Raw genomic sequence first — 26,264 nt, 5'->3', positions numbered from 1 at the left:
GAAAATATGGTGCATATTCCCGGCCTGTTCCACTGGAATGATGTTCTGGCATCACACCGTGTGGCGATAAATAAAGGCATTCCGCAAGAATGCCAACATTCACGTAAACACTGCTAATTTATGAAAAAAAACATTGTTGTCCCGCTTAGGGCGGGCATTAATAAATTCCTGCGCATTATGAAAATAACTGCGGTTGTTGTATTCGTCTTAAGCATGCATGTTTATGCCAATACATACGGACAAACAGAAACCGAGAAGTTCAATCTGAAGATGAACTCTACCTTCCGGAATGTGATAGAACGGTTGGAACAAGAAACCGGCTATCATTTTATTCTGCAATACAATGAAGGGATTTTGGATAAAAAAGTTAATGTCGATTTTTCGGGTAAAAGCATCGATAAGGTGCTCGACGATTTATTGAGTAATACAGGCTATACCTATAAGATAGTTGATCGGTATATTGCTATCATTCCGGCGAATGAAAAAGCGGGCGAACAGCAGCAGAATATCATATCCGGAAAGGTGACCGATGCCTCCGGTAGTCCGCTGCCCGGAGTGACTGTCGTGGTCAAAGGTACCATGAAGGGGGGGATTACCGATGTCGACGGGAATTATTCCATCGCTGGTTTTTCCGGGAAGGATGTGCTGGTTTTCTCCTTTGTGGGAATGAAAACCGAAGAGATTCCCATCAACGGTAAGTCAGTCATCAATGTCGTTTTGAAGGAAGAGACCATTGCTTTGAATGATGTGGTGGTGGTTGGATATGGTGTCCAGAAGAAGAGTGATCTGACCGGCGCCATTGCCTCAGTGAAAGCGAGTGATATTGAAAAAATGCCGGTGGCTACAACCGATCAGGCGCTACAGGGACGCGCAGCCGGGGTAACCGTGACCACCAACTCCGGTTCGCCGGGTTCTCCCGTACAGATTCGCGTACGTGGAGTGGGCACTATCAACGACTCTTCACCGCTGTTTGTGGTAGATGGTTTTCCGGTAGACGATATCGGTTATTTAAATCCGTCTGATATCTCCTCTATGGAGATATTGAAAGATGCTTCTTCTACCGCGATTTATGGTTCGAGAGGTGCCAATGGTGTTATCCTGATTACCACCAAGAACGGGAAGAATATGGAAACGCCTGTTATCAGTTTCGATTCATATTACGGTGTGTCGACCATGTGGCGGAAACCCAAATTGCTGGATGCTTCGCAATGGGCCATGCTCAAAAACGAAGCACTGACCAACGGGGGCATGGCAACCATTCCCGAATTAGTCGATTATCAAAGTCTCGGAAAAGGTACCGACTGGGTAAAAGAAGTGACCCGCGCGGCCAGTACCCGGAACATCAATTTCTCTGTAACGGGCGGAAGCGAGAAGGTTAGCTATTTCATCAGCGCAAATAATTACTTGCAGGAGGGGATTGTAAAGAAGTCCGACTTTAACCGAACTTCTTTACGGTTGAATACCTCGATTAAAGCGAAAAAGTGGCTAACGCTCGGTGAAAACCTGTCGATAGAATATAACAAAACCCGCAGGATAAACGAAGATGATGAATGGACAGCTGTTTTGATTCAAGCTACCACCATCGATCCGGTGACGCCGGTTCGTTTGTCCAACGGCAATTTTGCCCCATCCAATTATGTGGATATGAATAATCCTGTGGCGCATATCGACCGGACAAATGCCTACAGCAAAGCATTCCGGGTCGTGGGAAACGTATTTGGTGATATCACCTTCAACAAATACCTGTCGTTCAGATCCAACCTGGGTATTAATTACACCTACGGGAATGATTACGATTTCAATCCTATCTACCACATCTCCGGATCGGAAAGCAACGATATTAACTCGGTTTACCGCGGCAGCAGTGAAGGCCGTTCGTGGAACTGGTCCAACTATTTTACTTACACCAGGGACTTTGGGAAGCATAACCTTTCGGTGATGGCCGGGATGGAAGCTTCGAAGGATTACAACGAGTGGTTTAGCACCCGGGCAACTGCCCTGCCCAAGGAATTTGTGCAGCTACGGTACATTCATAACGCTGCTAACCGCGACAAAGCAACTTCCGACGGTTCGATGACCGATAAACGGATGCAGTCATACTACGGGCGTATCAATTATTCGTATGACAATAAATATTTGTTGACGGCTAACATTCGCCGCGATGGTTCCTCTGTTTTTGGTCCGGATAAACGGTACGGTACCTTTCCCTCCTTCTCTGCAGGCTGGAAAGTTAGTCAAGAGGATTTCATGGCGGATAATACGACTATCAGTAACCTGAAAATCAGAGCTGGGTGGGGACAGATAGGAAATGACAAAATTCCGGAATACCAATACTATACCCTGGCCAACTCGGGGCAGCGTTATCCTTTCGGCGATCAGATTGTAGACGGAATCTCTTTCCCCGGGATTGGAAATTCGGAATTGCAGTGGGAAGAGACTACCACGACTAACGTGGGATTGGACATGGGATTATGGCGTGGTAAACTGACCATGACAGCCGATTATTATTTGCGGAAAACCAGTAATATGCTGATGCAGGCTCCTGTGCTGGCCCATGTAGGATTGCAGGAAGACCCGTGGGTAAATGTTGGTGCCATGAACAACAAAGGTTTTGAACTTGAGTTGAACTACAAGGACTCGAAAGGCGGATTCAAATACGAGTTAGGATTTAATTTCGCGGCTAACCGAAACAAAGTGACCGACCTTGGAACATCGGGTTCTATTTCTTCTGCCAGTTTGAGAAATGCGGGTTATGTTACCCGCACAATGGTGGGCAAACCCATCGCTCAATTCTGGGGATATAAAACACAGGGATTGTTCCAGAACTGGGATGAGGTAAATGCATGGACCGATAATGAAGGAAAGCTGTTACAACCCAATGCTGCTCCGGGCGATATCCGTTACGCCAAGGATGCTACGGGGAATCTGTACTACGGAATCATTGGCAATCCGCTTCCCAAGTTTACCTATGGCTTTAACGGCCAGTTCGGTTACAAAAATGTGGATTTGAACTTGTTTTTCCAGGGTACATACGGAAACGATATTTTCAACGGCACCAAAATCTATTCCGACCGGCCGGATGCCACGCACAACATGAGTACCCGTATGCTGAACCGCTGGACGGGTGAAGGCACAACCAACGATGCTCATTATCCGCGATTGAATGCAGCCGATGCCAACAACATCTGGTTTTCGGACCGGTATGTGGAAAACGGTTCGTATTTGCGGTTGAAGAACATTCAACTGGGCTATACGCTTCCTTCGCAATTGACGCAGAAATTTCAGATAGAAAAGTTCCGGGTTTATGTGGGAGCAACCAATTTGTTGACCTTTACAAAGTACGATGGCTTCGATCCGGAAATCGGCACCGGTTATTCTGGCTCACTCGATTTGGGAGTGGACAGAGCCAATTATCCTCAGGCCCGCACTTGGCTGTTTGGTTTAAGCCTTACTTTTTAACGTTAAATGATTCCGATTATGAAAACAAGAATAATGAGCTGGCTGGCAATTGGAATGCTGGCTTTAATCACCGGTTCGTGTTCAAATGATTTTTTGAATACGAAGGCTCCGTACATGACCATCGACAATTACTTTACAACAGAACTGGACGCTGAAAATGCACTGACGGCCTGTTATGATATCCTTGGCTGGGAGGACGGTACCAACAATTTTCAGCTTTGGGTTGGAGATATATTAGGACATGACTCTTACAAGGGCGGGGAAGGAGCCGGAGATCAGCCCTGGATGGAACCCCTGCTTAAATTCCAGTATAGCGCGAACAATGAGGGATTAATCATTCCTTACCAGAGTTATTACATCGCGATTAACCGTTGCAACACGGTCATTAGCCGGGTATCGACGATGTCAGAAGATGTGATTAGTGCTGAGAAAAGAGCTGAAGTTGTAGCAGAGGCAAAATTTCTGAGAGGCGTTTTCTATTTCGAGCTATATAAGATGTTTGGGCAGGTACCGCTGGTGACGTCAGAACTTCAACCCGGCAAGTACGATATTCCCAAAGCCAGTCTGGAAGAGGTAATGCATCAAATTGTGTCAGACTTTGCCGAAGCGGCGAAGGATCTCCCTAATAAAAGCGAACAATCGGCTGAAGAAATGGGAAGAGCGACCAAAGGCGCGGCTGATGCCTTCCGGTGTAAAGCCTATATCTATGAGCAAAAATGGGCGGAAGCGCTGGCTCTGGCTGATACCATCATCAATTCCAATGAATATGGGCTGGAAGAAAACTATTCGAGCAACTGGGATTTAACCAACGAGAATGGCAAAGAATCTATTTTTGAGATTCAGTATTCCAAATCAGGTGACGGAAGTTGGGGCGATGATAACGAAGGCAACATGTTTGGCATCTTTACCCGAAGCCGCAACAACGATGACGGTTGGGGATTTGATTGTCCCACGCAGAATTTCGTCGATGAATTTGAAGCGGGCGATCCCCGTCTTCAGGCTACGGTAATCTTTAACGGTGAAGTACTGTGGGGTGGTACTTCCGATGAGATGGTTGCCGACAACGATTTCTCCTCCTGTATCGATGGTTACATGGCACAAAAATACCAGATACCGATGAGCCAAAGGGGGGACCAGAGCGATGATCCAAACAACTGGAAGGTGATTCGCTATTCTGAAGTATTGTTATGGGCCGCCGAAGCGGCAGCGCACACCGGTGGTGACTGGAATTTCTATCTTCAACAAGTGCGCGACCGCGTGGGACTGGGCCCGACACCTTACACCGATCCGTTGAAAGCGGTTTATCACGAACGCCGCGTGGAACTGGGAATGGAAGGACAGCGCTTTTGGGATGTCATTCGTCAGGGCCGTGGAGAAGAACTGTGGGGGGCTAACGGAACCATTGGAAACTTTGGTTATTCTGAAGCGCAGAATCATTTCTTCCCGCTCCCGCAATCGCAAATTGATTTGAGTCAGGGAGTGCTGACTAATAATTAATTGGTGTGAAAACAGAAACGCTTCCTCACTTCGGTAAGCGTTTCTGTTTTAGTGCATACCCGGCCGGCTGGTGAAGTTGTGCATTATTCTGCTAATTTAGATGTCGTAGAATCAGTCGGTGTATGCAGTGATTTTTTGAATCGTCCATAAAATCCTGATATGAAACAATACAATCGCTATAATTGTCCTGTTCAATTATTTGCCTGTGCTAAATCCAATGCAATATGAAATTACGAAAGAAACTCAATGCGACTGTTTTAAGTTTTTTGGCGCTCTGTTTCATGGCGAGCTATGGCTTTGCTCAGGAGCAGTCAGCTACCCTGAAACTCGTGAAGAACTGGACTCTCCAGCCTTACGGCGAATGGAGTGCCGATGGTAAGCTCATCAAGCCCGATGTGTATTCTCCTAAGAACGAACTGAAATGCGATGTGCCCACCACGGTTTTTGCCGCCATGGTGAAAGACGGCAAGTTTAAAGATCCTTTTTTTTCCGACAACCTGGAGAAGGTGCCACGTGAGTGGTTTAAAGGAAAATGGCGCTACTCCAAAACCTTCGATGTACCGGAGAATTTGGTCGGAGCATACTCCCGCCTCTGTTTCGGCGGCATTAATTACAGTGCCGACGTTTTCCTGAACGGGAAGCAAATCGCATCGGCCGATACGTTGAAAGGGGCTTTTCAGCGCTTCGAAATCGACGTAACCGGAAAACTGAAAAAGAGTGGTAACCTGTTGCAGGTGATGGTGTATCCGCCGCAGCCCGGAGATTTCACTATTGGGTTTGTAGACTGGACGCCAAAAGTGCCGGACAAGAACATGGGCCTTTGGCGCGGAGTCAAGCTTCGTTTCAATGGAGCGGTTTCAGTGAATCAGCCATTTGTACAATCAAAGGTAAATACGGAGAATGACCACGAAGCAGCACTCACCATCGAAACAATGGTTGTTAACCACTCGAAAGAGAAGGTGAAAGCTACCGTTGAGGCACAGATCAATAACGTTACCGTGAAGAAAGAGGTGGAACTACAGCCGTTGGAAAAGAAACGGGTTGTATGGACACCGGAAGAGTATCCGGCATTGAATTTCAAAAATGCCAAATTCTGGTGGCCCGTTACCATGGGCGAACCAAATCTTTATACATTGAAGGTCAGCAGTAAGGTCGGCGACAAAATGTCCGATGAACTCTCGCAACCGTTTGGTATTCGCGAGGTAAGCAGTTACATCAATAAAGAAGGTTCACGAGCTTACAAAATCAACGGACGCGACTTGCAGATACGCGGAGGCGGCTGGGCCGATGATTTGTTGTTGCGCGAAAACAAGGACAACCTGAAAGCGCAGGTTGCCTACACCAAACTGATGAACCTGAATACCATTCGGCTGGAAGGATTCTGGGGCGAAAGCGATGAACTGTACAAGCTCTGCGACGAGAACGGCATTCTGCTCATGGCTGGTTGGAGTTGCGAGTGGGAATGGGAAAATTATGTAGGTAAAAAATGTGACAAATTCGGTGGTGTACAAACACCCGAAGAGATAAAGCTTATCAGCAACTCCCTGGATGATCAAATCCTGTGGTTGCGCAATCATCCCAGCATTTTTGTGTGGGTATTGGGAAGCGATATGTTGCCGCGTCCGGCACTGGAACAAACCTATCTGAATAACCTGGAAGTGGTTGATCCGACGCGGCCTACCTTATCGGCGTGCTCGGTTCGCACCAGCGAAGTCACTGGTCCGACGGCTGTGAAGATGAATGGCCCGTACGATTATGTATCGCCGAATTACTGGTACATCGATACCAAGAACGGTGGTGCTTTCGGTTTCAATACCGAGACAGGTCCCGGTCCGCAGATTCCACCTATCGAGACATTAAAGAAGATGTTCCCCGCGGACAAACTCTGGCCGATTAACGAAATCTGGAATTACCACTGCGGTCGTGGTGAGTTTCATAACATCGATACGTACCTGAAAGCGCTAGACAATCGGTACGGTGAAGCGAAGAACATCGACGATTTTGAAATGAAAGCACAGATGGCCAATTACGAAGCCATCCGGCCCATGTTCGAAGCCTTCGCGGTGAACAAAGCCGAAGCGGGAGGCGTCATTCAATGGATGTTGAATGCACCGTGGCCGAAACTCTTCTGGCAGCTGTACGATTACTACCTGACGCCCAACGGAGCTACCTTCGGAACACTGAATGCGCTGAAGCCACTGAATATCATTTACAACTACGGAAACCACAACATCTACATTTCCAACGACTACCGGCATAGTTTCGATAATCTGAAGGCTGAAGTAAAAGTGCTGGATCTGAACTCGAAGGAAGTGTTCAACAAAGAGGTTCCTTTCTCCGTAAAGGAATATACCTCGGAGAAACTTCTGGCGTTGCCGGAACTGAAGAACACCACGCCGGTATATTTTGCCGATCTGCGCATCGTTTCCCCCGAAGGGAAGGAGATGGCTCACAGCTTTTACTGGCTGTCGCAGAAGAAAGATGTGTCGGATTTCGACAGTACCAAGTGGTACGTGACTCCGATAAAAGAATATGCCGACTTCACGGCGCTCACCGAACTGCCGAAGGTGAAAGTGGAAAAGACGGAAACGGTTGAACAGCATGGCGACCAAACCTGGGTGAAAGTGACGCTGAAGAATCCTTCGGACAAGCTGGCGTTCTTCATCGGCTTGAAAGCCAAAACCAGCCAGTCACACGAAATGGTATTGCCGGTTTTCTGGAGCGACAACTACATTTCACTCCTTCCGGGAGAAGAGCGGGTGTTGACGGTGAAGATGAACACCAAAGATCTGAACGGCGAAAAGCCGGTAATTGAGATGAAAGGTTACAATACGCTTTAACAGTATAAACAGAAATACAGTATTTCAACAGACAAAAGAGGCTTATGAAACGGAACTATTACATGGTGGCCCTGGTGTTCATCGTTTTCTTTGTGATTTCTTTTATTACCAATATTCTGGGATCGATTAATCCCAATGTGTCAGACAGTTTTCATCTGAGTGGCGCCATGACCGGTTTGTTGCCCTTCTCTTTTTTCATCGCTTACGGACTGATGTCTATCCCGTCGGGAATGCTGGTGGAGCGCTACAAAGAGAAAATCAGCATGAGCGGCGGATGGATTGTCGCGACCATTGGAGCGTTTGTCTTCGCCCTGTTTCCCAGCTATCCGGTTTTTCTCGGCTCGTTGTTTTTTATCGGCGCTGCCATGGCCCTAATGCAGGTAGTCATTAATCCATTGCTGCGTGTATCAGGAGGAGAGGAGCAATTTGCCTTTTATTCCGTGTTCGCACAGTTGGTTTTCGGCGGAGCATCGTTCCTGAGTCCGTATGTCTATTCTTACCTGGTGCTCAACTTGGATAAGAGTGGACCGCAGTCCAACTGGTTCCTGCAAATTCTGGCCGACATCACGCCCGAACATTTACCATGGGTATCGCTCTACTGGGTGTTTGGCATCATCACGCTGCTGATGATCGTAATCATTTTAGTATCGCGTTTCCCGAAGGTGGAACGAAAGGAAGATGAAACAACCGGAGCATGGGCCATTCACAAAGAGCTTCTGAAAAACAAAACAGTTATCCTCTTTTTCTTCGGCATCTTTGCTTACGTAGGAACGGAACAGGGCATTGCCAACTGGATTTCGGAATTCCTGCGCACTTATCACGGTCTGCGTCCAGAAGTGGAAGGAGCGGCAGCTGTTGGATGGTTCTGGGGAATGCTCACCATCGGTTGTCTGCTGGGGATGCTGTTGCTGAAGTTCATTGATAGCAAACTGGTGTTACGCATCTTCGTCATCCTGGCCCTGATAACCTTAACAGCAACCCTTTTTGGTAATGAACAAATGGCCGTGTATGGTTTCCCGGCATTGGGATTTACCCTTTCGGTGATGTGGTCGATTACGGTTTCGCTGGCGCTGAACAGTGTGGCCAAGTACCACGGCACGTTCTCCGGCATACTGATGAGCGGTATTGCGGGCGGAGCATTGGTATCGCTGCTCATTGGCGGATTGAAAGATATGATTGGTTTGCGGCAGGGGATGTTTGTTCTTTATCTCACACTGGGCTATCTTCTGTACATCAGTTTTTGGGCCAAGCCGTTGATAACCAATAAAACCATTCAATTAAAAAAACAATAGCACAGTAACATATTGAAATAGTAGAGACAAGGCATTGCCTTGTCTCTTTTTTTATAAAACGTTGATTGCAAAATTGCCTGGTAGGAATCAGGATAAATAGCGTAGAGTCCCTTGGTTGCTTTTTTTTCTTTTGCCTATATTTGATTACATCTTGTAAAGGTAACAGGAAGGTTTTGCAGCATCTGAAACCTGACAGCTAAATCGCAAATCAACAATCCAATGAAAGGACTCGTCAAAGCATTCATCTTCATCTTTCTCGTAAGTATTCTTTCTTCATGTACTCATCAGATAGAGAATTATCGTTCAGACATTCACTTATCCGGTACCTGGCAGTTTCAGCTGGACTCAACCAATGTGGGGATAAAGGGAAAGTGGTTTTCAACAGCGCTGAGCGATTCCATAAAACTTCCGGGTACAACCGATTCCAACCGGAAAGGAATTTTGAACACCGACTCCACTACCATGCATCTGAGTCGTGTGTACCGTTACGAGGGTTCGGCCTGGTACCGGAAAACAGTCGATATTCCGGAGAATTGGAGCGATAAGCACATCCGTTTTGTGATGGAGCGAACCAAGCCTTCGAAGGTGTGGATTGACGGACACTACATCGGCGAATCCATCCTGCTGGAATCTCCACAGAAATACGATGTCTCGGCTTATCTGACTCCGGGTCGGCATGCCATTACCGTTCGGATTGATAATGATTTGAAGCTGACGCCTTACGGGAATGTACACATCTATTCCGACGATACACAGACCAACTGGAACGGTATTATCGGGAATATTTACCTGGAAGCGTCACCCAAAACCTACATTTCCGACCTGCAGGTTTATCCGGACATCGACCAGAAGAAAATCAGGGTAAAGATGGCCATCGATAATCAACTGAAGCTGGATAAAGTCGATGTGGAACTGAGGGTGACCAAGATGTTAGATGGAAATGTGACAACGCTGAAGCCGGCGCATTTTCAAATGAACTGTGATTCGGTCATCCACTTGGAATACACGTTGGGTAACAACATGGATTTATGGGATGAGTATCATCAGCCACTTTACCATCTTAATGCCATTATCAGCCATAGCGATATCAAAGACAATATGGAGGTTCCTTTCGGGATGCGGAAATTTACGGCCAAAGGAACCAAATTCGCCATCAACGGTCGAATTACCTTCCTGCGCGGGAAACACGATGCCTGTGTCTTTCCGTTAACCGGATATCCGCCCATGGATGTGAAAGGCTGGATGCGGGTACTGAAAATCGCCAAATCATACGGCATTAACCACTATCGTTTTCATACATGGTGCCCGCCGGAGGCTGCTTTTGAGGCGGCCGATAAAGTCGGAATATACATGGAACCGGAACTACCCTTTTGGGGCGGACTGGAATCGGATACGCTGGCTTTTCGCTTGAAGGCTGAAGGCTTAGCGTTGCTGAAAAACTATGCCAATCATCCCTCGTTTGTTATGCTATCGCCTGGGAACGAATTGTGGGGCAATCTTGATAAGGTGGGTGAACTGATTGCTGACTTGAAAAAGGCTGACGACCGCCCTTTGTACACACAAGGCTCGAACGACAACATCGGATACTCAGGACCCCTGCCTGTTGAGGATTTCCATGTGGCTGCCCGGACACCATACGCGCACGACACTACGTTGACGCATGTGAGACTTACCCAGGCTTTTGTCGATTCGCGTGATGGTGGCATCCTGAATACAGAACAGCCATCAACGATGATCAACTTCGATTATCCCGTGTCGCAAATTATGATTCCACTGATTAGTCATGAAGTCGGGCAATACCAGATTTATCCCAATTACAATGAAATCAAGAAATATACAGGTATCCTGAAGCCTCGTAACCTGGAAGTTTTTCGCGAAAGGTTGAAGAAGGCGGGAATGCTGGATCAGTATAGCGCATTTACCAAAGCATCCGGTGCCTGGTCGGCTTTGTGTTACCGGGCTGAAATCGAAGCGGCATTACGCACCAAAGGGCTGGCCGGTTTTCAGCTGCTCGATTTGCAGGATTATCCCGGACAGGGAACAGCGCTGGTGGGAATGCTCGATGCCTTCATGGATAGTAAGCACGTGATTGCCCGTGACGAGTGGCGGCACTTTTGCAACGATGTGGTTCCGATGCTGGTATTTAAGAAATACTGTTGGATCGTTAACGAAACGTTTACGGCCGCAGTGGAAGTGGCCAACTATTCGAACCGGGATTTGAAACAGCTACTGAAATGGACGGTTTCAGATCAACAAGGGAAGGTCATCAAATCGGGAAGCTTCATTAAACCTGATATTTCTATGGGAGGAGTTGACAGTGTAGGAGAGATTCATATTCCGCTTTCAGAGGTAACCGTGCCTCAGAAATTAACCGTTACCTTAAGCATCGAAGGAACCGATTACCGGAACACTTATCCGGTGTGGGTTTACCCCGAACTGAAAAAGGTACAGCCGGCGGAGGGTATTTACGTCGCCTCGAAACTGGACAACGAACTATTCGATAAACTCAATAAAGGAGAGAAAGTATTACTCTTTCCTTCGCGGGAATCGGTGAAAAGAAACAGTGTGGATGGTTTGTTTCCACCCGATTTCTGGAACTACAATATGTTTAAGGGAATCAGTGAGCGGATAAAGAAACCGGTTTCGCCCGGTACGCTGGGTATTTTGACCAATCCGGAACATCCGCTGTTCAACCATTTCCCCACAGACTTTCACACCAACTGGCAGTGGTGGTCTATTATCAAACACAGCAATCCGTTAAATCTGAATCAAACGGCGAAAAACTACCGCCCCATCGTTCAGGTCATCGATAATTTGCAACGGAACGATAAGTTCGGGTTGATATTTGAGTACAAAATAGGCAACGGAAAGCTGTTGGTTTGCATGTCGAGGTTGAATGAAATAAAGGATGACCCGGCAGCGGTGCAACTGTATCGTTCCATTGTTGACTACATGGAATCGGACGCATTTCATCCAATCGCAGTACTGGACAAAAATCAACTTCGTGGTCTGATACAATAAAGAAGATATTCTGAAAATTTGAACATTGAGACAAGGCATTGCCTTGTCACTACTATTTCATACCAACCTATCGGACAGACGCAGTGAATTGCGTCTCTACCGACCTTAATTTGCGAAGCCCTAAAACAACAGAGACAGCAAGTAACAAATTAAATCAGTAGTCTGAAAATAAACTATTTACATCAGTCCTCTTTTTGTATTTATTTTAAAATATACAGATGAGAGTGGAACAATCCATTTTCATGTTTAAATTGCGCAGCTGTTAGATAAGCGGATGTACATGGAACAGTTCAGTTTGAAAATAATCATCGTCATAGCCTCAGGAATTAGTCTTATTATGGGGTTTTACATGTTGCTCATACACCGGAATTCAGCAAAGGTAAAAGGACCGGTATTTTGGGCAGCCGGAAATCTGATGATTGGAGTAGGATTCCTTTTTCGGCTAATTTCTCCCGAGAATGGTTTCTGGGCAACAGCAGCACCCATGTTGTTGATAACAACCGGGCTGTATGTTTATCTGGCAGGCATCTGGCAATTCAAGGAGAAGCGAATCATCCGGTGGATTGTGATTGGCCTCCCGGCCCTGGACATTTTTCAATCGCTGCTATTCTTTTATCTCTTTCCGTTGAACAGGGTTAGGGTTGGCCTGCATCTGCTAGTTCTGATTTTTTACAGTGTCATATCCATTTATGAGATGCTTCAACTGGATGATAGTAAGCAATACCTTCGGCATATTTTTCGACTCAATGCCATTTCCTTTACTGCTTTTCTGGTTTTACTACTGGCAGGTGTCGGAATCATTCTGGATCGTCCAGGTTATACTCCCGCGCAGATTAATAATATATGGATTATTGCCTTCGGAGTTGCCGGTGGCATTATGACTGCCCTTACGTTTGGATTCTTGTCAGCTGTTAACATGCAACTGTATACGGAACTGGAGGGACAATTAAAATCCAAGACCAAATTCTTCGCCATCATTGCACATGATTTAAGAGGCCCGGTTGGCACCATTATGAACTTCCTTAATTTGCTGAATACCGAGAAGAATCTGAAAGAAGAGGAGAAGCTCATGTTCATGGAGAATATGGAAGTGCTGAGCCAGTCTACTTTTCACTTGTTGCAGAATTTATTGGAATGGGCAAACACATCACAAAATTTGGCTCATTTTGAGGACGAGTTGATTGAACTGAATCAATTGGTCTCTTCAAATATCAATTTTTTCAAAAGTCTGACACAGATGAAATCCATTCATCTGGAGTATCATAACGGAGAGGCAGCCTATATCAGTGGAAATGCAAAAATGATTGAGACCGTTATCCGCAACCTGGTTTCCAATGCCATCAAATTTACGCCTAGGGATGGCACTATTTCCATCACTACCCGCAATAACAAAAACGGGGTTCGTCTGGTGGTTGAGGATACAGGAATTGGGATTGAATCGAAGCGGTTGACTCGGATTTTTGAGTTGGCGAATAGCCGGTCATCTCAAGGAACGGAAGGTGAAACCGGATCGGGACTGGGTTTGGCGCTGTGTAAAGATTTTGTCCGAAAAAACAAAGGTACCATTAGGGTGGAAAGCAAATTGAATGCGGGGACGAAGGTAATTATCGATTTTCCGTCACCTGTTTAATTACATCCGCTGGCAACAACAGAAACAACAGAAACGCTCCGGCAAACTGAATGTGAGAAAGTGGGAAGGTGAGAGCGCAACCTGAAACCTCTTAACCACAACAACAGCGAAGCGCAACCTGAAACCGTTCAATGTCGAAGGTCAAATGTCAAATGTTCTGAGTCAACAATCCCAACCATAGAAACCGCACAGCTTAACCCGGGCAGTCACGAACATCGGGGAGGTGCCAATCAGGCATGTAATCTGTGTTCATCTGTGCTATTTGTGGCGAATCATTTATTCAAGGTCACCACATGTGGTGCAATAACCATCGTTCATTGTTGATGGCCGGAATGTGAGAAAGTGAGAAGATATGAAGGTGAGAAGATGGGAAAACGAGAGCGCAACCCGTAACATGAAACGTGAAACCGTCGAAAGTCTGAAAGTCAAAGGTCGAAAGTCCTGAGCGAACAACAGAAACAATTCCAACCACAGAAACAGCGAAGCTTAACCTGTAACCTGTAACCTGTAACCTGTAACCTGAAACCATCCAATATCGAAAGTCAAAGGTCAAAGGTTCTGAGTCAACAATAGAAACAACAGAAACAATTCTAACCACAACAACAGCGAAGCCCAACCTGAAACCTTTAACCATTTTCGTCTCCCCTCTAACATCTGTTTTGTAATTTTTATCCATTCTTAATAGTTCGATTTTAGTGGTGAACGTTCAATTTTATATGCTGAATGGTTCGAATTGTGGGATGAACGGAATTTGCCTGTTTCGGCACAATCGATTGACATGACTAATGAACAATAAGTTTGCATTCTTTTTATTATTTTGGTATCCCAGTGACTAACCGAATAGATGGAATGCATCATTTATTTAGCCATACGTAAGACAGACAGATAAACCAATAATCAACATATATTAAACAGAACTGTAATGAAAAACTATTTCGATTTTACTCTAACAGGAAAGAAGTTTTTGCCCATTTGGTTACTGTACTATCTGGTATATATCATCCCGATGGGCGTTTATTACTACGAAAGGTATGCACCTGGAGTCGAGCTTCATTATTTAAAACATATTTTTTTCCCCCTGTTACTTATCGGCTTATTAATATACTATCTCATCGCTAAGATTACCATTGAGCATGTTCAGTATGGAGAAACCAACTTTCGCTTTGGTGGAGGATTCTGGTTGTTCACCGGAAAGGTGTTACTGGGAGCGTTTTTGACTGTTATCACCCTTGGGATTTATGGTGCCTGGTTTGCCCGGGATATCAACCGCTTTTTTATCGATAACAGTTCGCATAGCGGACATATATTCCGGTTCAACGGAAGCGGCAGTAAACTATTTGTCATTGTTCTCCTGGTATTTATGATCCCGGTTATTGTATTTGCTCTGAGTACCATACCTTTTTATTCGATCAAAAGTGAACCACTTGCTTTTACAATTTCCAGGTACTTGTTTGTCCTCATCCTGGCCATTCCTTATTACTTCTTATACTATAAATGGCTGATTAACATTAATTACAAGGAATACCATATTCACTGGAATACGGAATGGATGCCTTCGGTAGGAAAAATCGCGTTGGAAGCATTCCTGTCCGTTATCACCCTGGGAATCTATTTGCCTATGGCTTTCCTTCGGTTATACACCTATTTTTCTGCACGGACCATTGCCCAAAAAGAAGACGGAGCCTACATATTTGGATATGATATCGAGCCAACTGCCGATTTTCTGTTTATCTGGGGACAATGGTTGCTGACCATCGTTACACTGGGTCTCTATCGTCCCTGGGCCTATGCAAAGATTCGGAAACGCATCCTCAGTAAAACCTATGTAACTGCTTCGAACGATCATTAAATAAACGGTAGAGACGTTGCAGGCAGCGCATCTATGACAAACCCACAGATAAATGTATCTTAGCGGACATCAAAGCATTGTTGTAAATAACAGGATACATGAAGTGGAACAGACGGACGGTCGCGACAGGATTAATTTTACTGACGGGGATCTGGTTGCTGGCCGGTTGCCGGGAGAAGCCTACTGATATTCTTTGGCAAACGGAAGATCGGTTAAACCGGATGCAGTCGGTAGGGTACAAAACCACCATTCATACCTTCCAGCGGGAGATGGGAACGGACAAGCTCGATTCGGCGCTTTGCTATTTCGATTTCACCAGTTCGGATTCCATTCTGGGAGCCCGGTACCGGTTCATGACCAGCAACGGGGAGCAGGTGTTCAACGGGCACCAGTTCTTTCAAAGCAGTCCGTTCGACAAAACCGTCATCTACTCCAATCATCATGTAGCATTCGACGTGAACAGCTCCACCTACCTCATCAACTCGGTGTATGTGCTGCGGAAGCTGTTACCACAGATGATGGATGCCCCGGACATTAAAATTACCTGGCAAAACGACCGGACCATCCGGAAGCAGGAATGTTGGGGGGTATCCATTGATATGAAGAATAAATGGATTGATCCGAATGCCAATCACCAATTGAGACCGGCGCCGGGGAAGACCTATCATTATATGCTTGCTATCTCAAAAAGAATGGGACTGCCGGTTCAGTTCCGATGGAACTACCCGGATAACAAAGGTTACTGGGAATCGACTTTCCGTTACCTCGGGATAGATCAAGGGATGGAGACGTCGGCATGGAGTTACGGCCGTTTTCCGAAGTCGTATCTGCGCATGTCTAAACAGGAATACTTTGCATCGTTGAAAAACCGGGCGCAGGTAAAATCCGGACAGGTAGCACCTCAATGGAGACTTCCGGAGCTGAAGGGCAGTTTTGTCAGTCTGAAAGAGATAAAAGGCAAACTGGTACTGCTCGAGTTCTGGTTTCCCTATTGCCAGGGCGACGACGAGGCCACCGCTTTTCTGAATAAACTGCATAAGCTGGACGGACACAACGACCTGGCGATTTACGGTATCGAAATGACCGGCAGGGAGGCATCCAATCTCAAAACTTACGTTGAAAAGCAGAAGCGGCTTTATCCAACCCTTTACCAGGGAAGAAATGTGGCTACCGAATATGGCGTCGATGTAGCACCCGTCTTTTTCCTGATTGACGGAACCGGAAAAGTCGTTTACGTCAGCACCGGACTGAACAAAGCTGCGTTAGCCAACGCCATCAAAACCACCCTGGAAAGACGATAACAGCATGTAGGGACGCGATGCTTTACCCTGGAACCAACATGGAAAACATTAGATTCAACACAAGCCTGAAACCCTCCAATCAATGAGTAATTAGGGTCTGCTGATATTCTCAAAGAATACATTTAATACATTGATTATCAACATTTATTTGTTCATATTTTCAAGGCTGATGATTGGTGTAAATGCATGGTTTTGTATAAATTGGGTTCAAAACCCTTGCAGATATGATTGATTACACACCACAAAGCCAATTAAGTTTAAATATGTTCAAGCATCCTTTTGAACAAGGGTTGGACAAGGAGAACCGATGGGTGAAATTAGCCGCATTGATTCCCTGGGATTCACTTGCAGCCGTTTATAGCCGGAAGCTCGATGCGGGCTCGGGGCGTAAAAGTGTCAACATCCGCACGGTGATAGCGGCCTTGATAGTCAAGCACAAGCTTGGCCTGGATGACCGGGGTACCATAGAAATGATACAGGAAAACATTTACCTGCAATACTTTTGCGGGCTGCCGTGTTTTACCACCCAACCGGTTTTTGATGCCAGCCTGTTTGTCGATATCCGCAAAAGATTGGGAGGCGATGAGTTTGAAGCTTTCAACCAACGAATCATCGAATCATCCGAACAAATTAAACCACATCAGTCCCGCATTAAAAGAAAACAACAGCAACAAAAGGAAGAGGCAACGGACAAGGATAAGGACAAAAACGACGGGCCCGAAAAGAATGATAACCGGGGAACACTGAAAGTAGATGCGACTGTGGCCGACCAGGAGATCACCTATCCGACAGATTTGAAACTCTTAAACACCTCCAGGGGAAATCTGGAACGAATCATAGACCTGTTGTACCTTCGCCCGGCAGATGGAACAAAACCAAGAACCTACCGCAGGAATGCCCGCAAGCATTACCTGAACATTGCAAAGAAGAAAAAGAAGACAAAGAAGCAGATTCGCCGGGGAATCAGGGGACAGCTTCAATACATTTCCCGCGATCTAAAAATAGTTGACAGCTTATTGTTAAAACCCGGTCGGTCGGAATTGCTGGAAAAACGCGACAGGGAACTGATGGCAACCATTCGGAAAGTTTACAGCCAGCAAAAATTGATGTATGAGAATAGAACCCATCAATGCGAGAACCGCATTGTGAACATTTTCCAGCCCCATGTGCGTCCGATTGTCCGGGGAAAAGACAAAGCGAAAACCGAATTTGGAGCGAAAATCAACATCAGTGAGGTGAACGGATTCTGCCGGATAGACCGGTTCAGCTGGGATGCCTACAATGAAAGCACGGATTTGAAAATGCAGGTAGAAAATTTTAAACATACCTATGGTTGCTATCCCCGGGTATTCCTTGGCGACCAGATTTTCCTGACAAGGGAAAACCGCAAATACCTGAAAGAAAAAGGGATTAAGATCTACGGCAAACCCCTGGGAAGGCCACCGAAAAATGACAGCCAAACTGCCAGTCAGAAATACCGTGACAAAAAAGAAGCAGCCAAACGAAACCACGTAGAAGGCAAGTTTGGACAAGGCAAACGAGGATACGGGCTCAACAATATCATGGCCAGGCTTCCTGAAACGTCCGAATCATGGGTCAATGCGATCCTTTTTGTCATGAACCTGGCCAAATTGCTGCAAGTGGCAGAAAAATGGAAAGGTTCTTTTGCGCTCTTACTTAAAAAACTAAAAGCGGCCATCAAAAACCTGCTGAGATTAGAATTATTTGACAAAAACCTTTTGCTCATTCCAATATCGAACTCGTGTGGCGCATAGAAAATCAGCAGACCCTAATTAGAAATGAACAATTAAGAGTGTGATTAGGATGAACTGTAACCTGAAACGTTCACCTCATCAAACACATTCCGATGCGGGAAGTAACCGCCATCACTTGGCTCACCTTCGTCGGCTGCTTCGAAAGAACCTGCTCATACAGTTGCAACTTCACCAGCAACGCATCGAGCATTGGAGCCGTCATACCGTAAGGAGAGAGCTTCTCCAGGTGTTCCTGCGCCAGATCGTACAACCTCCGAGAACAATCGCGCACATAGCTGTCGGTACCAAACCGGAACCGGCTGAGCGGGTTATACACATCAGGCTTCATTGCTGTGAGGTCGTTCTGCATTGCGTAGGCATACATCCGGCTCGACAGGTTAAAAGCCATATCACCCAGCCGCTTCTTCAGATCGTTTTTCAGTACAGAGATACCGTTCGTGTTCCGGCCCTGTTCTACCGTCATCTCCATCAACAGCCCAATGCTTTGGGTAAAACGGTCGTACCAGAAAGAGTAGTTCGGAAGCGCTTTTACTACATCGTGATTGTTGGCCAGGTAATCGCGTGCCACCTGGAACATCATCATCCGGATTTGTTGTTCGTGTGTCATGACGTAAAACGTTAAAAGAGTTTCTGTTGTTACAGGTTTCAGGTTTCAGGTTACAGGTTTCAAGTTGCGCTTCGTTGTTTCTATCGTTAGATCAGGATATTCGACCTTTGACTTTCAAACTTTCGACGGTTTCAGGTTCGGCTTGCTGTTGCGCCGCACGTGCTAACCCCGATTGAAACGGGAACAATAAATACAGAACGCATAACTACGTTAGCTGAAATCTAGCTAAGGCAAACAGACAGAAAAACCCGGAGGGAAAGTATTTGGAAATTAATACATTGGAAAGGAAAGGATTATTGCGTAAGCTAATGATGAGTAAGAAATAGGTTTTTGACTATTTGCATTCCTTTTTTTGATTGTTGACCTTTATTCTCAAATAATGCTTAAACTTACAGGCTTAACATTAATTTAATTCTGGAAGCGAATTACATTGGGAAGCAAAGGAAAATATAAGTTTAATCAGTTTAGGGTGAAATTAACTCAGGAGTCTTTCACTGACTTTTTTGATTATTTCTTCACACGCTTAATCCAATTCGCTACTACCATTACCAAGTCTGAGCTGCTGGCCGAAGAAATTGTATTAGATGTGTTTACGAAATTGTGGACACATAGAAAGTCATTGAACTCCATTAACAATATTGAAACCTATCTGTTTGTGTCCGTCAGAAATACGGCCCTTAATACACTTAAGAAGGAATGGAAATTCCACTTTGATATGCTGGAAGATTCTCATGTTCAACTGTCGGGATACAAGGTGGGCGCAGATGATTTGCTTGTCGAGAACGAGATGTTTGCGAGGTTGAATGAAGCAGTGAACCAGCTTCCTTCCAAATGCAAGATGATCTTTAAATTGCTCAGGGAAGACGGGCTTAACCGAAATGAAGTGGCCCACATCCTGAATATCTCCGTCAAGACGGTGGACAATCAGATTGCTATTGCCGTTCAGAAAATTGCACAGAAACTAAATATTGATCTCTCCAATCCAAAGAATTCCAGGGGACTTACTTCTTTTTTGTTTTCGTTATAGGCTGACAAACAGCTTGTTTGGTTGCTTCCTTTCTTCCGTGCCTGAAATATTTTAAAATTTCTTTGGGGAAAATTTGCGAAAGTGGTGTCCTTATATCAAACACTAACCATTTGGGATGAAGGATATTTCAGAAATTATTGCCCGTTACCTGCTGAACATTGCTGACAAAGATGAGTTGGATGATCTGTCCCGATGGGAAAGAAAGTCTGCGGATAACTCAAGATTTCTGGGCAGCCTCAGAACTTTTTGGAATCATCCGTTAGAAGAGAAGTCACCGGGTCTTTTGACGCATGCAAGAGAGAGGTTGCTGACCCGGATCACTCCGGCCGTGGGAACAAAAGGAAAGCGTTCACTGTTTTTCAGTTTCTCAAAGATTGCCGCTGCAATTATCTTGCTCATATCAATTGCCGGCGTTTCATCGTATTTCATTTCGAAATCCAATCTCTTCTATAGGAACAACTGGGTAGAAGTATCCACGCAAGCCGGTCAGCAAAGCAAGGTTACCTTGCCTGACAGCAGTATCGTATGGCTGAATGCCGAGACCGAAGTGAGGTACCATCCTGATCGTAGGGAACGGAAGGTCTACCTGAATGGGGAGGCTTATTTCGAAGTAAAACACTCCAGCGATTATCCCTTTGTTGTCGAAACAGGTGATGCCAAAGTTCGGGTCCTGGGTACCAAATTTAATGTATCCCACTATCCGGGGGCCGAGTTTGACAAAGTATCCTTATTGTCGGGCAGAATCGAAATGTCGTTGACCGGAAGAAAATCACCGATTGAATTGAAACCTGGAGAAAAAGTGGTCTACCGGCCAACCACTCACGTGATGACGAAAATGAAAGCCAACGTGCAGAATGAGATTTTATGGCGACAAGGGATCCTGGTTTTTGATAACGACTCATTTAATGAGTTGTTACAGAAATTGGAGAGATATTATGCTGTAACCTTTCTCTACAATAAAGAGGCCTTCCGTAATATCCATTATACCGGCACCATTAATAACCTGACAATTGAGAGAGTTCTTGAATTTATTAACCTGACAATTCCTATAAACTATGAAATAGACAACAAAACCATCAGGCTGGCGCTGAGAAAATGAGCGCTAAATAGATAAAGATAAAGGTGATACCCGCGCCAACGAAATATCACCTTTACATAATAGATTTAATTGCATAAATCCATTCAAAACTATGAAAAAAAAACGATTTCCGGACCATCCGGTAAGGATCGGGCAGGGCCAACGCATTTAATTTGTGATTAATTTCAGCAGGAACTTGTTGTCCCAGCCGGCCCTGAGCCTTTTGGACTTGAGGCTTCCCTTGGAACTGTCCTTTTTCAATATATTAAGGGCAATTTTGTTGACAAGGGCAAAGTTTTGGGCTGCCATCCCGTTCCTCTTTCTTTGGCCGTCCTCCCCAAAAGTCATGTCCAGTGTCCAGTGCAGTGAGTTTTCCACGCCCCAGTGCATCCTGATATATTGGTTGAACCGGTCAGCCGAGGTGTCCAAACTACTGATGTAGTAACGGGCCTCATGTTCCGTTTTGTCACGGACAACCCGTTCGGTGGTGATTCTTACAATACTTGACAGCCCTTCCCATTTTTCCTTCCCGTGCAAAAACCCCAGGTCGTTGATCACTTCGCACTTGCGTGTTTCTATCCGTCCGTGCCCTTTTTCGGTCACTTCGTGGGTTGAGGCAGGTTGCTGCACCCGGAAAATGCTTTCGGTTTCCTCCCTTAATTCTTTTTGGTTCCCTTTTAAGGCCAGCACGTAGTCACCTTCTCCCTTCACAATGGCTTCAGCTATTTTGGTTTGGGTGCCCATGGCGTCAATGGTTACAATGCAGCCTTCGATATCCAGAATCTCCAGCAATAAGGGGATGGTGGTGATTTCGTTGGATTTTCCCTCCGACCTGCATTGCCCAAGCACCAGTCCGTTGTGGCCGGCCCAGGCATTGACCAGGTGGATCGGGGACCGGTCATGAAAAGTGTCTTTTGATCCCCTTGCCGTTTTCCCGTCAATGGCAATCAACTCCAGGTCAATATCTTTATCCTTCAGCGAAGCGGCCCATTGGGCAAACAGCTTTTCGAATTTTCCGGGATTGAGCATCGAAAAGACCCGGTTGATCGTATCGTGCGAGGGGATGCCGTTGGGCAGTTTCAGGAAGCTTTTTAGGAAACCAATCTTGGTTTTCCCGAACAGCTCGATCGAGTTCCACGACTCCGCCCCACATAGGACTGCAATGATGGCCAGGATAACAATATCCAACAACAGGTGCTTCTTGTTCCGTTTGATCCTTGGATCGTTCAATCCTGAAAAGTGTTTGTGCAATGAGGTTTCCATAGTGCCTTGTTTTCAACCAAAACTGGGAAACTCCCGGCTGAATGCTGTACCACGGCCAGTACAAGTTATTGACATTCAAAGATGAACATATCAACAATCATTCAAAAAGATTCAAGTTTCAGGATTTAAGCCCGGGCCCATGTTGATAACCCGTGAACAAACCCATTCAAAACCTGGCTTTTTCAAAAAGTCATGCGTTGGCCCTGAAGGATCGGGTGGACACAATTGTTGCGAGTTATGAAACTAACGACCTTCTTAATCCTTGCTTTGGTCCTTAATGTCTTTTCAGCATCGTCATACTCTCAAAATTCGAAAATTTCGGTGAAAGTAGTGGACGGGACATTGGGGGAGATTTTCAACCAAATTGAAGCACAAACCGATTATCGGTTTTTCTATCAAAATGAACAAATACGTGAGGTTGGCAGAAGTTCTGTCGATATCTCCGGGCAGGATATCATGGATATTGTCAGCGAGTTGCTAAACGGTACAGGGCTGACTTATAAACTGGACGGGAAGAACATTATTGTATATCCGGACGCGGAAAAATCACAGGATAAGCTATCCCAGCCGCAGCATGCTATCTCCGGAAAAGTTACGGATACTTCCGGAGAACCGCTACCGGGTGTTACCATCGTGGTAAAAGGTACTACCAATGGTACGGTAACTAACCCGGACGGATATTATACAATGGGCAATGTTCCGGAGAATGCTGTGTTGGTTTTCTCCTTCATTGGAATGAAAACCCAGGAAATCCAGGTAAAAGATCAGACGACGATTAACCTGGTGATGGAAGGCGAAACGGTCGGTTTACAGGAAGTGGTAGCCATCGGGTATGGTGTACAAAAGAAAAAGCTGGTAACCGGTGCTACCTCGCAGATTAGCAGTGAAAATATTGAACAGAGCAAGACGGTTTCGGTCGTCGATGCCATGAAATCTTTTACTTCAGGTGTCCAGATTGTAAAAAAATCAGGACAGCCCGGTGAAAGTTACAATATCAATATTCGCGGTATGGGAACCATCGGTAACGCAACGCCTTTATTCATCGTTGATGGAACTCCGGTATCGAATATCGATTTTATCAATCCATCTGACATCCAGTCTATCGATGTACTGAAGGATGCGGCGTCATCTGCCATTTACGGTTCCCGTGCGGCAAACGGTGTCATCCTTATAACGACTAAGAAAGGCAGATTTGAGACAAAACCAACCATTACATATGACGAATATTACGGGCTTCAGAACCTGTATAAAAAGGTGCCCTTGTTGAATGCCCCGGAATATGCAGCCATGATGAATGAGGCGCGGATCAATGATAAGATGATGCCTTATGATTATGCCAGTATTATTCCCAACTGGAGTGATATAGAGAGTGGAAAAAGTAAAGGAACCAACTGGCTGGACGCCATTACGGTTAAAGATGCCCCGATACAGAATCACTCACTGGGATTTAACGGAGGCACCAAGAGTTCATCTTATTCCACCGGTTTCTCCTACACTTCGCAGGATGGAATTTTGGGTAAGCCGGTAGCATCTTCTTACGACAGATACAACGTCAGGGTAAATACGGAGCATATCATCTATCAGCATAACAACCGGGATATTCTGAAGATCGGTGAAAACATTGTCTATAGTTATTATGAAAAGTCCGGTATTGCCATCGGCGGTATGTACAACAATGCCATCCGGAATATGGTGTCTGCAAGTCCGCTGATGCCCATATACGATGACAACGGTGACTATCATTATGCCATCGATGCCTGGGATGTCAGGGAAGCCAATCCGATAGGAATTATGGATTACAATAGCCGGAACATTTCCAAGAACCATCAGTTATTGGCAAATGCTTTCGCGGAACTGCAGCCGATAAAGGATTTGACCATTAAGAGCAATTTCGGATATTCCCTTTACGGTTCAAGTTACAGAAGCTATGTTCCAGCTTACCAGTTGAGTGAGCGTTCTTTCAATAACGAAAGCGATATTTATCACAGCATGTCGCTGGGTTCTGCCTATACGTTTGAGAACACGATAAATTACGTTTTCACACTGAATGGAGAACACAAGTTTAACGTACTGGCTGGAAATACCATTCAAAAAGACGGCATCGGGGAATCGATCACGGGCAAAAACGTGAACAGTATATTCGATGATCTGGAGCACGCTTACCTGATCAATGCAGAGAAGATTGATGCCAAAAATACACAATTATCCAGCTATCCCTGGGGAGAAAATATGTTGCTTTCCTATTTCGGAAGGCTGAACTATAATTTTCGCGAGAAGTATCTGTTGACCCTGGTTGCCCGGGCCGACGGTTCTTCAAAATTTGCCCGGGGCAAACGCTGGGGATATTTCCCATCCGTAGCAGCAGGCTGGATTGCATCCAGTGAACCTTTTATGAAAGGAACAGAAAAGTGGCTGGATTTTCTAAAAATCAGGGCCAGTTGGGGACAAAACGGAAATCAGAACATTGATTCTTTCCAGTATTTATCATCCATCGCTTTCGATGCCAGCTATTACACGCTGGACAAAACAAACCGCCTGGTTGGCGCTTACCCGAGTATCATGCCGAACCCGGATATCACATGGGAGACTTCCGAACAGACAGATATCGGATTGGATTCCCGGCTTTTCGACAGCAAGCTGGTTTTCAGTTTCGACTGGTATAAAAAGACAACGAAAGATTGGTTGGTCCGGGCTCCTGCACTGGCAAGCTATGGAACTACAGCACCCTATATCAACGGCGGGGACGTGGAAAATACGGGAGTTGAATTCTCCTTGCAGTGGAGTGATAAAATCGGCGAGTTGCATTATCATGTCGGGGCCAATTTATCCCACAATAAGAACCGAATCACCCGTATTGCCAATTCTGAAAAGATCATTCATGGCCCCACCAATATTTTGGCCGATTTGACCAGCGAAATTTTCCGGGCTGAAGAAGGGATGCCCATCGGATATTTCTGGGGATACAAGACGGATGGAATTTTTCAGAATGAGCAGGAAGTACTGGCCTACAAAAATTCCAAAGGGGAATTGATTCAACCGAATGCGACTCCCGGTGACGTCCGTTTTGTCAACATGAACGATGACAATATCATCGATGACAAAGACAAAGTAAAGATTGGTGATCCCAACCCGGATTTTATATTTGGGTTGAGTGTGGGTGCTGATTTCAAGGGATTTGACTTTTCGGTATCTGCCAATGGAGTAGCCGGAAACCAAATCATTCGCTCTTATCGTGACTTTGGGATTTATCCCCGGCATAATTATACGACCGAGATTTTCGGGAGGTGGCACGGGGAAGGAACTTCCAACCGGCTTCCCAAGCTTTCGACCCTGTCATCCATCAACGCTACCAACATATCAGACTTGTACATTGAAGACGGTGATTACCTGAGAATATCGGATATTTCATTCGGGTATGATTTCAAAGCCCTGTATCGTCAGATACCCTTCCAGAAGCTGCGTGCTTATGTAGCTGTACAGAATCTCTACACGTTCACCAAATATTCCGGCATGGACCCGGAAGTAGGATATAACGGAGGAGTAAGTTTCGGTTCCGGGATAGATCTGGGGTACTACCCCAGTCCGAGAACGGTCATGTTCGGTTTCAACATTGTATTTTAAAAAT

15 protein-coding genes are annotated in these 26,264 nt (G+C 45.6%); 12 read left to right on the top strand and 3 right to left on the bottom strand.

All coding sequences use genetic code 11. The annotated features are described in order from the left end of the window. The first annotated feature begins 120 nt into the window (after positions 1-120). From GJU82_RS06020 to GJU82_RS05995, 6 genes are all read left to right on the top strand, one after another. On the top strand, positions 121-3,459 hold the full coding sequence (locus GJU82_RS06020) for a TonB-dependent receptor (RefSeq protein WP_153631320.1): 3,339 nt from the start codon (positions 121-123) through the stop codon (positions 3,457-3,459). A gap of 18 nt (positions 3,460-3,477) precedes the next feature. Next, positions 3,478-4,956 carry a RagB/SusD family nutrient uptake outer membrane protein gene (locus tag GJU82_RS06015; RefSeq protein WP_194830979.1) on the top strand — a complete coding sequence of 493 codons (1,479 nt, stop codon included), beginning with the start codon at positions 3,478-3,480 and terminating at the stop codon, positions 4,954-4,956. A 224-nt stretch (positions 4,957-5,180) separates the two neighbouring features. After that, positions 5,181-7,796, top strand: a complete 2,616-nt coding sequence (locus tag GJU82_RS06010; RefSeq protein ID WP_153631318.1) for a glycoside hydrolase family 2 TIM barrel-domain containing protein — start codon at positions 5,181-5,183, stop codon at positions 7,794-7,796. A gap of 44 nt (positions 7,797-7,840) precedes the next feature. Then, on the top strand, positions 7,841-9,088 hold the full coding sequence (locus tag GJU82_RS06005; RefSeq protein ID WP_153631317.1) for an MFS transporter: 1,248 nt from the start codon (positions 7,841-7,843) through the stop codon (positions 9,086-9,088). 219 nt (positions 9,089-9,307) lie between these two features. Then, complete coding sequence (locus GJU82_RS06000) at positions 9,308-12,109, top strand: sugar-binding domain-containing protein (protein ID WP_153631316.1); 2,802 nt, start codon at positions 9,308-9,310, stop codon at positions 12,107-12,109. 280 nt (positions 12,110-12,389) lie between these two features. Next, positions 12,390-13,739: a sensor histidine kinase KdpD gene (locus tag GJU82_RS05995; protein WP_194830978.1), complete on the top strand. Its 1,350-nt coding sequence runs from the start codon at positions 12,390-12,392 to the stop codon at positions 13,737-13,739. 286 nt (positions 13,740-14,025) lie between these two features. Here GJU82_RS05995 and GJU82_RS05990 read toward each other — a convergent pair whose 3' ends face one another. Further along, complete coding sequence (locus GJU82_RS05990; protein ID WP_153631314.1) at positions 14,026-14,415, bottom strand: hypothetical protein; 390 nt, start codon at positions 14,413-14,415, stop codon at positions 14,026-14,028. Between the two features lie 246 nt (positions 14,416-14,661). Here GJU82_RS05990 and GJU82_RS05985 point away from each other — a divergent pair, with 246 nt between their 5' ends. The 3 genes from GJU82_RS05985 to GJU82_RS05975 all read left to right on the top strand — a co-directional run bounded on the left by GJU82_RS05985 (position 14,662) and on the right by GJU82_RS05975 (position 18,664). Continuing rightward, positions 14,662-15,588 carry a DUF898 family protein gene (locus GJU82_RS05985; protein ID WP_153631313.1) on the top strand — a complete coding sequence of 309 codons (927 nt, stop codon included), beginning with the start codon at positions 14,662-14,664 and terminating at the stop codon, positions 15,586-15,588. A 98-nt stretch (positions 15,589-15,686) separates the two neighbouring features. Then, a complete protein-coding gene (locus GJU82_RS05980; protein ID WP_153631312.1) occupies positions 15,687-16,889 on the top strand; it encodes a TlpA disulfide reductase family protein in 1,203 nt (400 codons plus the stop codon). A gap of 224 nt (positions 16,890-17,113) precedes the next feature. Next, positions 17,114-18,664: an IS5 family transposase gene (locus tag GJU82_RS05975; RefSeq protein WP_153631077.1), complete on the top strand. Its 1,551-nt coding sequence runs from the start codon at positions 17,114-17,116 to the stop codon at positions 18,662-18,664. A 70-nt stretch (positions 18,665-18,734) separates the two neighbouring features. Here the strand turns inward: GJU82_RS05975 and GJU82_RS05970 are convergent, their stop codons facing one another. Further along, complete coding sequence (locus GJU82_RS05970) at positions 18,735-19,271, bottom strand: hypothetical protein (protein ID WP_153631311.1); 537 nt, start codon at positions 19,269-19,271, stop codon at positions 18,735-18,737. A 469-nt stretch (positions 19,272-19,740) separates the two neighbouring features. On the opposite strand from GJU82_RS05970, the gene GJU82_RS05965 reads away from it, so the two are divergent. Both GJU82_RS05965 and GJU82_RS05960 read left to right on the top strand, forming a co-directional pair. Beyond that, entirely contained in the window at positions 19,741-20,298 is a 558-nt protein-coding gene (locus GJU82_RS05965) for an RNA polymerase sigma-70 factor (protein WP_153631310.1), read from the top strand. A 115-nt stretch (positions 20,299-20,413) separates the two neighbouring features. Further along, positions 20,414-21,397 carry a FecR family protein gene (locus GJU82_RS05960; protein ID WP_153631309.1) on the top strand — a complete coding sequence of 328 codons (984 nt, stop codon included), beginning with the start codon at positions 20,414-20,416 and terminating at the stop codon, positions 21,395-21,397. A 147-nt stretch (positions 21,398-21,544) separates the two neighbouring features. Here the strand turns inward: GJU82_RS05960 and GJU82_RS05955 are convergent, their stop codons facing one another. Then, entirely contained in the window at positions 21,545-22,639 is a 1,095-nt protein-coding gene (locus GJU82_RS05955; RefSeq protein ID WP_153631308.1) for an ISAs1 family transposase, read from the bottom strand. Between the two features lie 237 nt (positions 22,640-22,876). Here GJU82_RS05955 and GJU82_RS05950 point away from each other — a divergent pair, with 237 nt between their 5' ends. Beyond that, positions 22,877-26,260, top strand: coding sequence for a TonB-dependent receptor (locus GJU82_RS05950; RefSeq protein ID WP_228488586.1), 3,384 nt, complete (start codon positions 22,877-22,879; stop codon positions 26,258-26,260). Positions 26,261-26,264: the final 4 nt, after the last annotated feature.

It is taken from the genome of Prolixibacter sp. SD074 (assembly GCF_009617895.1).
GTDB lineage: Bacteria > Bacteroidota > Bacteroidia > Bacteroidales > Prolixibacteraceae > Prolixibacter.
This window is presented reverse-complemented; position numbering and strand designations above follow the sequence as displayed.

Excerpts from the sequence above, each read along its gene's own strand:
- GJU82_RS05985 (WP_153631313.1), top strand. The coding sequence starts at position 14,662 with ATGAAAAACTATTTCGATTTTACTCTAACAGGAAAGAAGTTTTTGCCC.
- GJU82_RS06015 (WP_194830979.1), top strand. The coding sequence starts at position 3,478 with ATGAAAACAAGAATAATGAGCTGGCTGGCAATTGGAATGCTGGCTTTA.
- GJU82_RS05975 (WP_153631077.1), top strand. The coding sequence starts at position 17,114 with ATGATTGATTACACACCACAAAGCCAATTAAGTTTAAATATGTTCAAG.
- GJU82_RS05980 (WP_153631312.1), top strand. The coding sequence starts at position 15,687 with ATGAAGTGGAACAGACGGACGGTCGCGACAGGATTAATTTTACTGACG.
- GJU82_RS06010 (WP_153631318.1), top strand. The coding sequence starts at position 5,181 with ATGAAATTACGAAAGAAACTCAATGCGACTGTTTTAAGTTTTTTGGCG.
- GJU82_RS06005 (WP_153631317.1), top strand. The coding sequence starts at position 7,841 with ATGAAACGGAACTATTACATGGTGGCCCTGGTGTTCATCGTTTTCTTT.
- GJU82_RS05955 (WP_153631308.1), bottom strand. The coding sequence starts at position 22,639 with ATGGAAACCTCATTGCACAAACACTTTTCAGGATTGAACGATCCAAGG.
- GJU82_RS05950 (WP_228488586.1), top strand. The coding sequence starts at position 22,877 with ATGAAACTAACGACCTTCTTAATCCTTGCTTTGGTCCTTAATGTCTTT.
- GJU82_RS06000 (WP_153631316.1), top strand. The coding sequence starts at position 9,308 with ATGAAAGGACTCGTCAAAGCATTCATCTTCATCTTTCTCGTAAGTATT.
- GJU82_RS05995 (WP_194830978.1), top strand. The coding sequence starts at position 12,390 with ATGGAACAGTTCAGTTTGAAAATAATCATCGTCATAGCCTCAGGAATT.
- GJU82_RS05960 (WP_153631309.1), top strand. The coding sequence starts at position 20,414 with ATGAAGGATATTTCAGAAATTATTGCCCGTTACCTGCTGAACATTGCT.
- GJU82_RS05990 (WP_153631314.1), bottom strand. The coding sequence starts at position 14,415 with ATGGATAAAAATTACAAAACAGATGTTAGAGGGGAGACGAAAATGGTT.
- GJU82_RS06020 (WP_153631320.1), top strand. The coding sequence starts at position 121 with ATGAAAAAAAACATTGTTGTCCCGCTTAGGGCGGGCATTAATAAATTC.
- GJU82_RS05970 (WP_153631311.1), bottom strand. The coding sequence starts at position 19,271 with ATGACACACGAACAACAAATCCGGATGATGATGTTCCAGGTGGCACGC.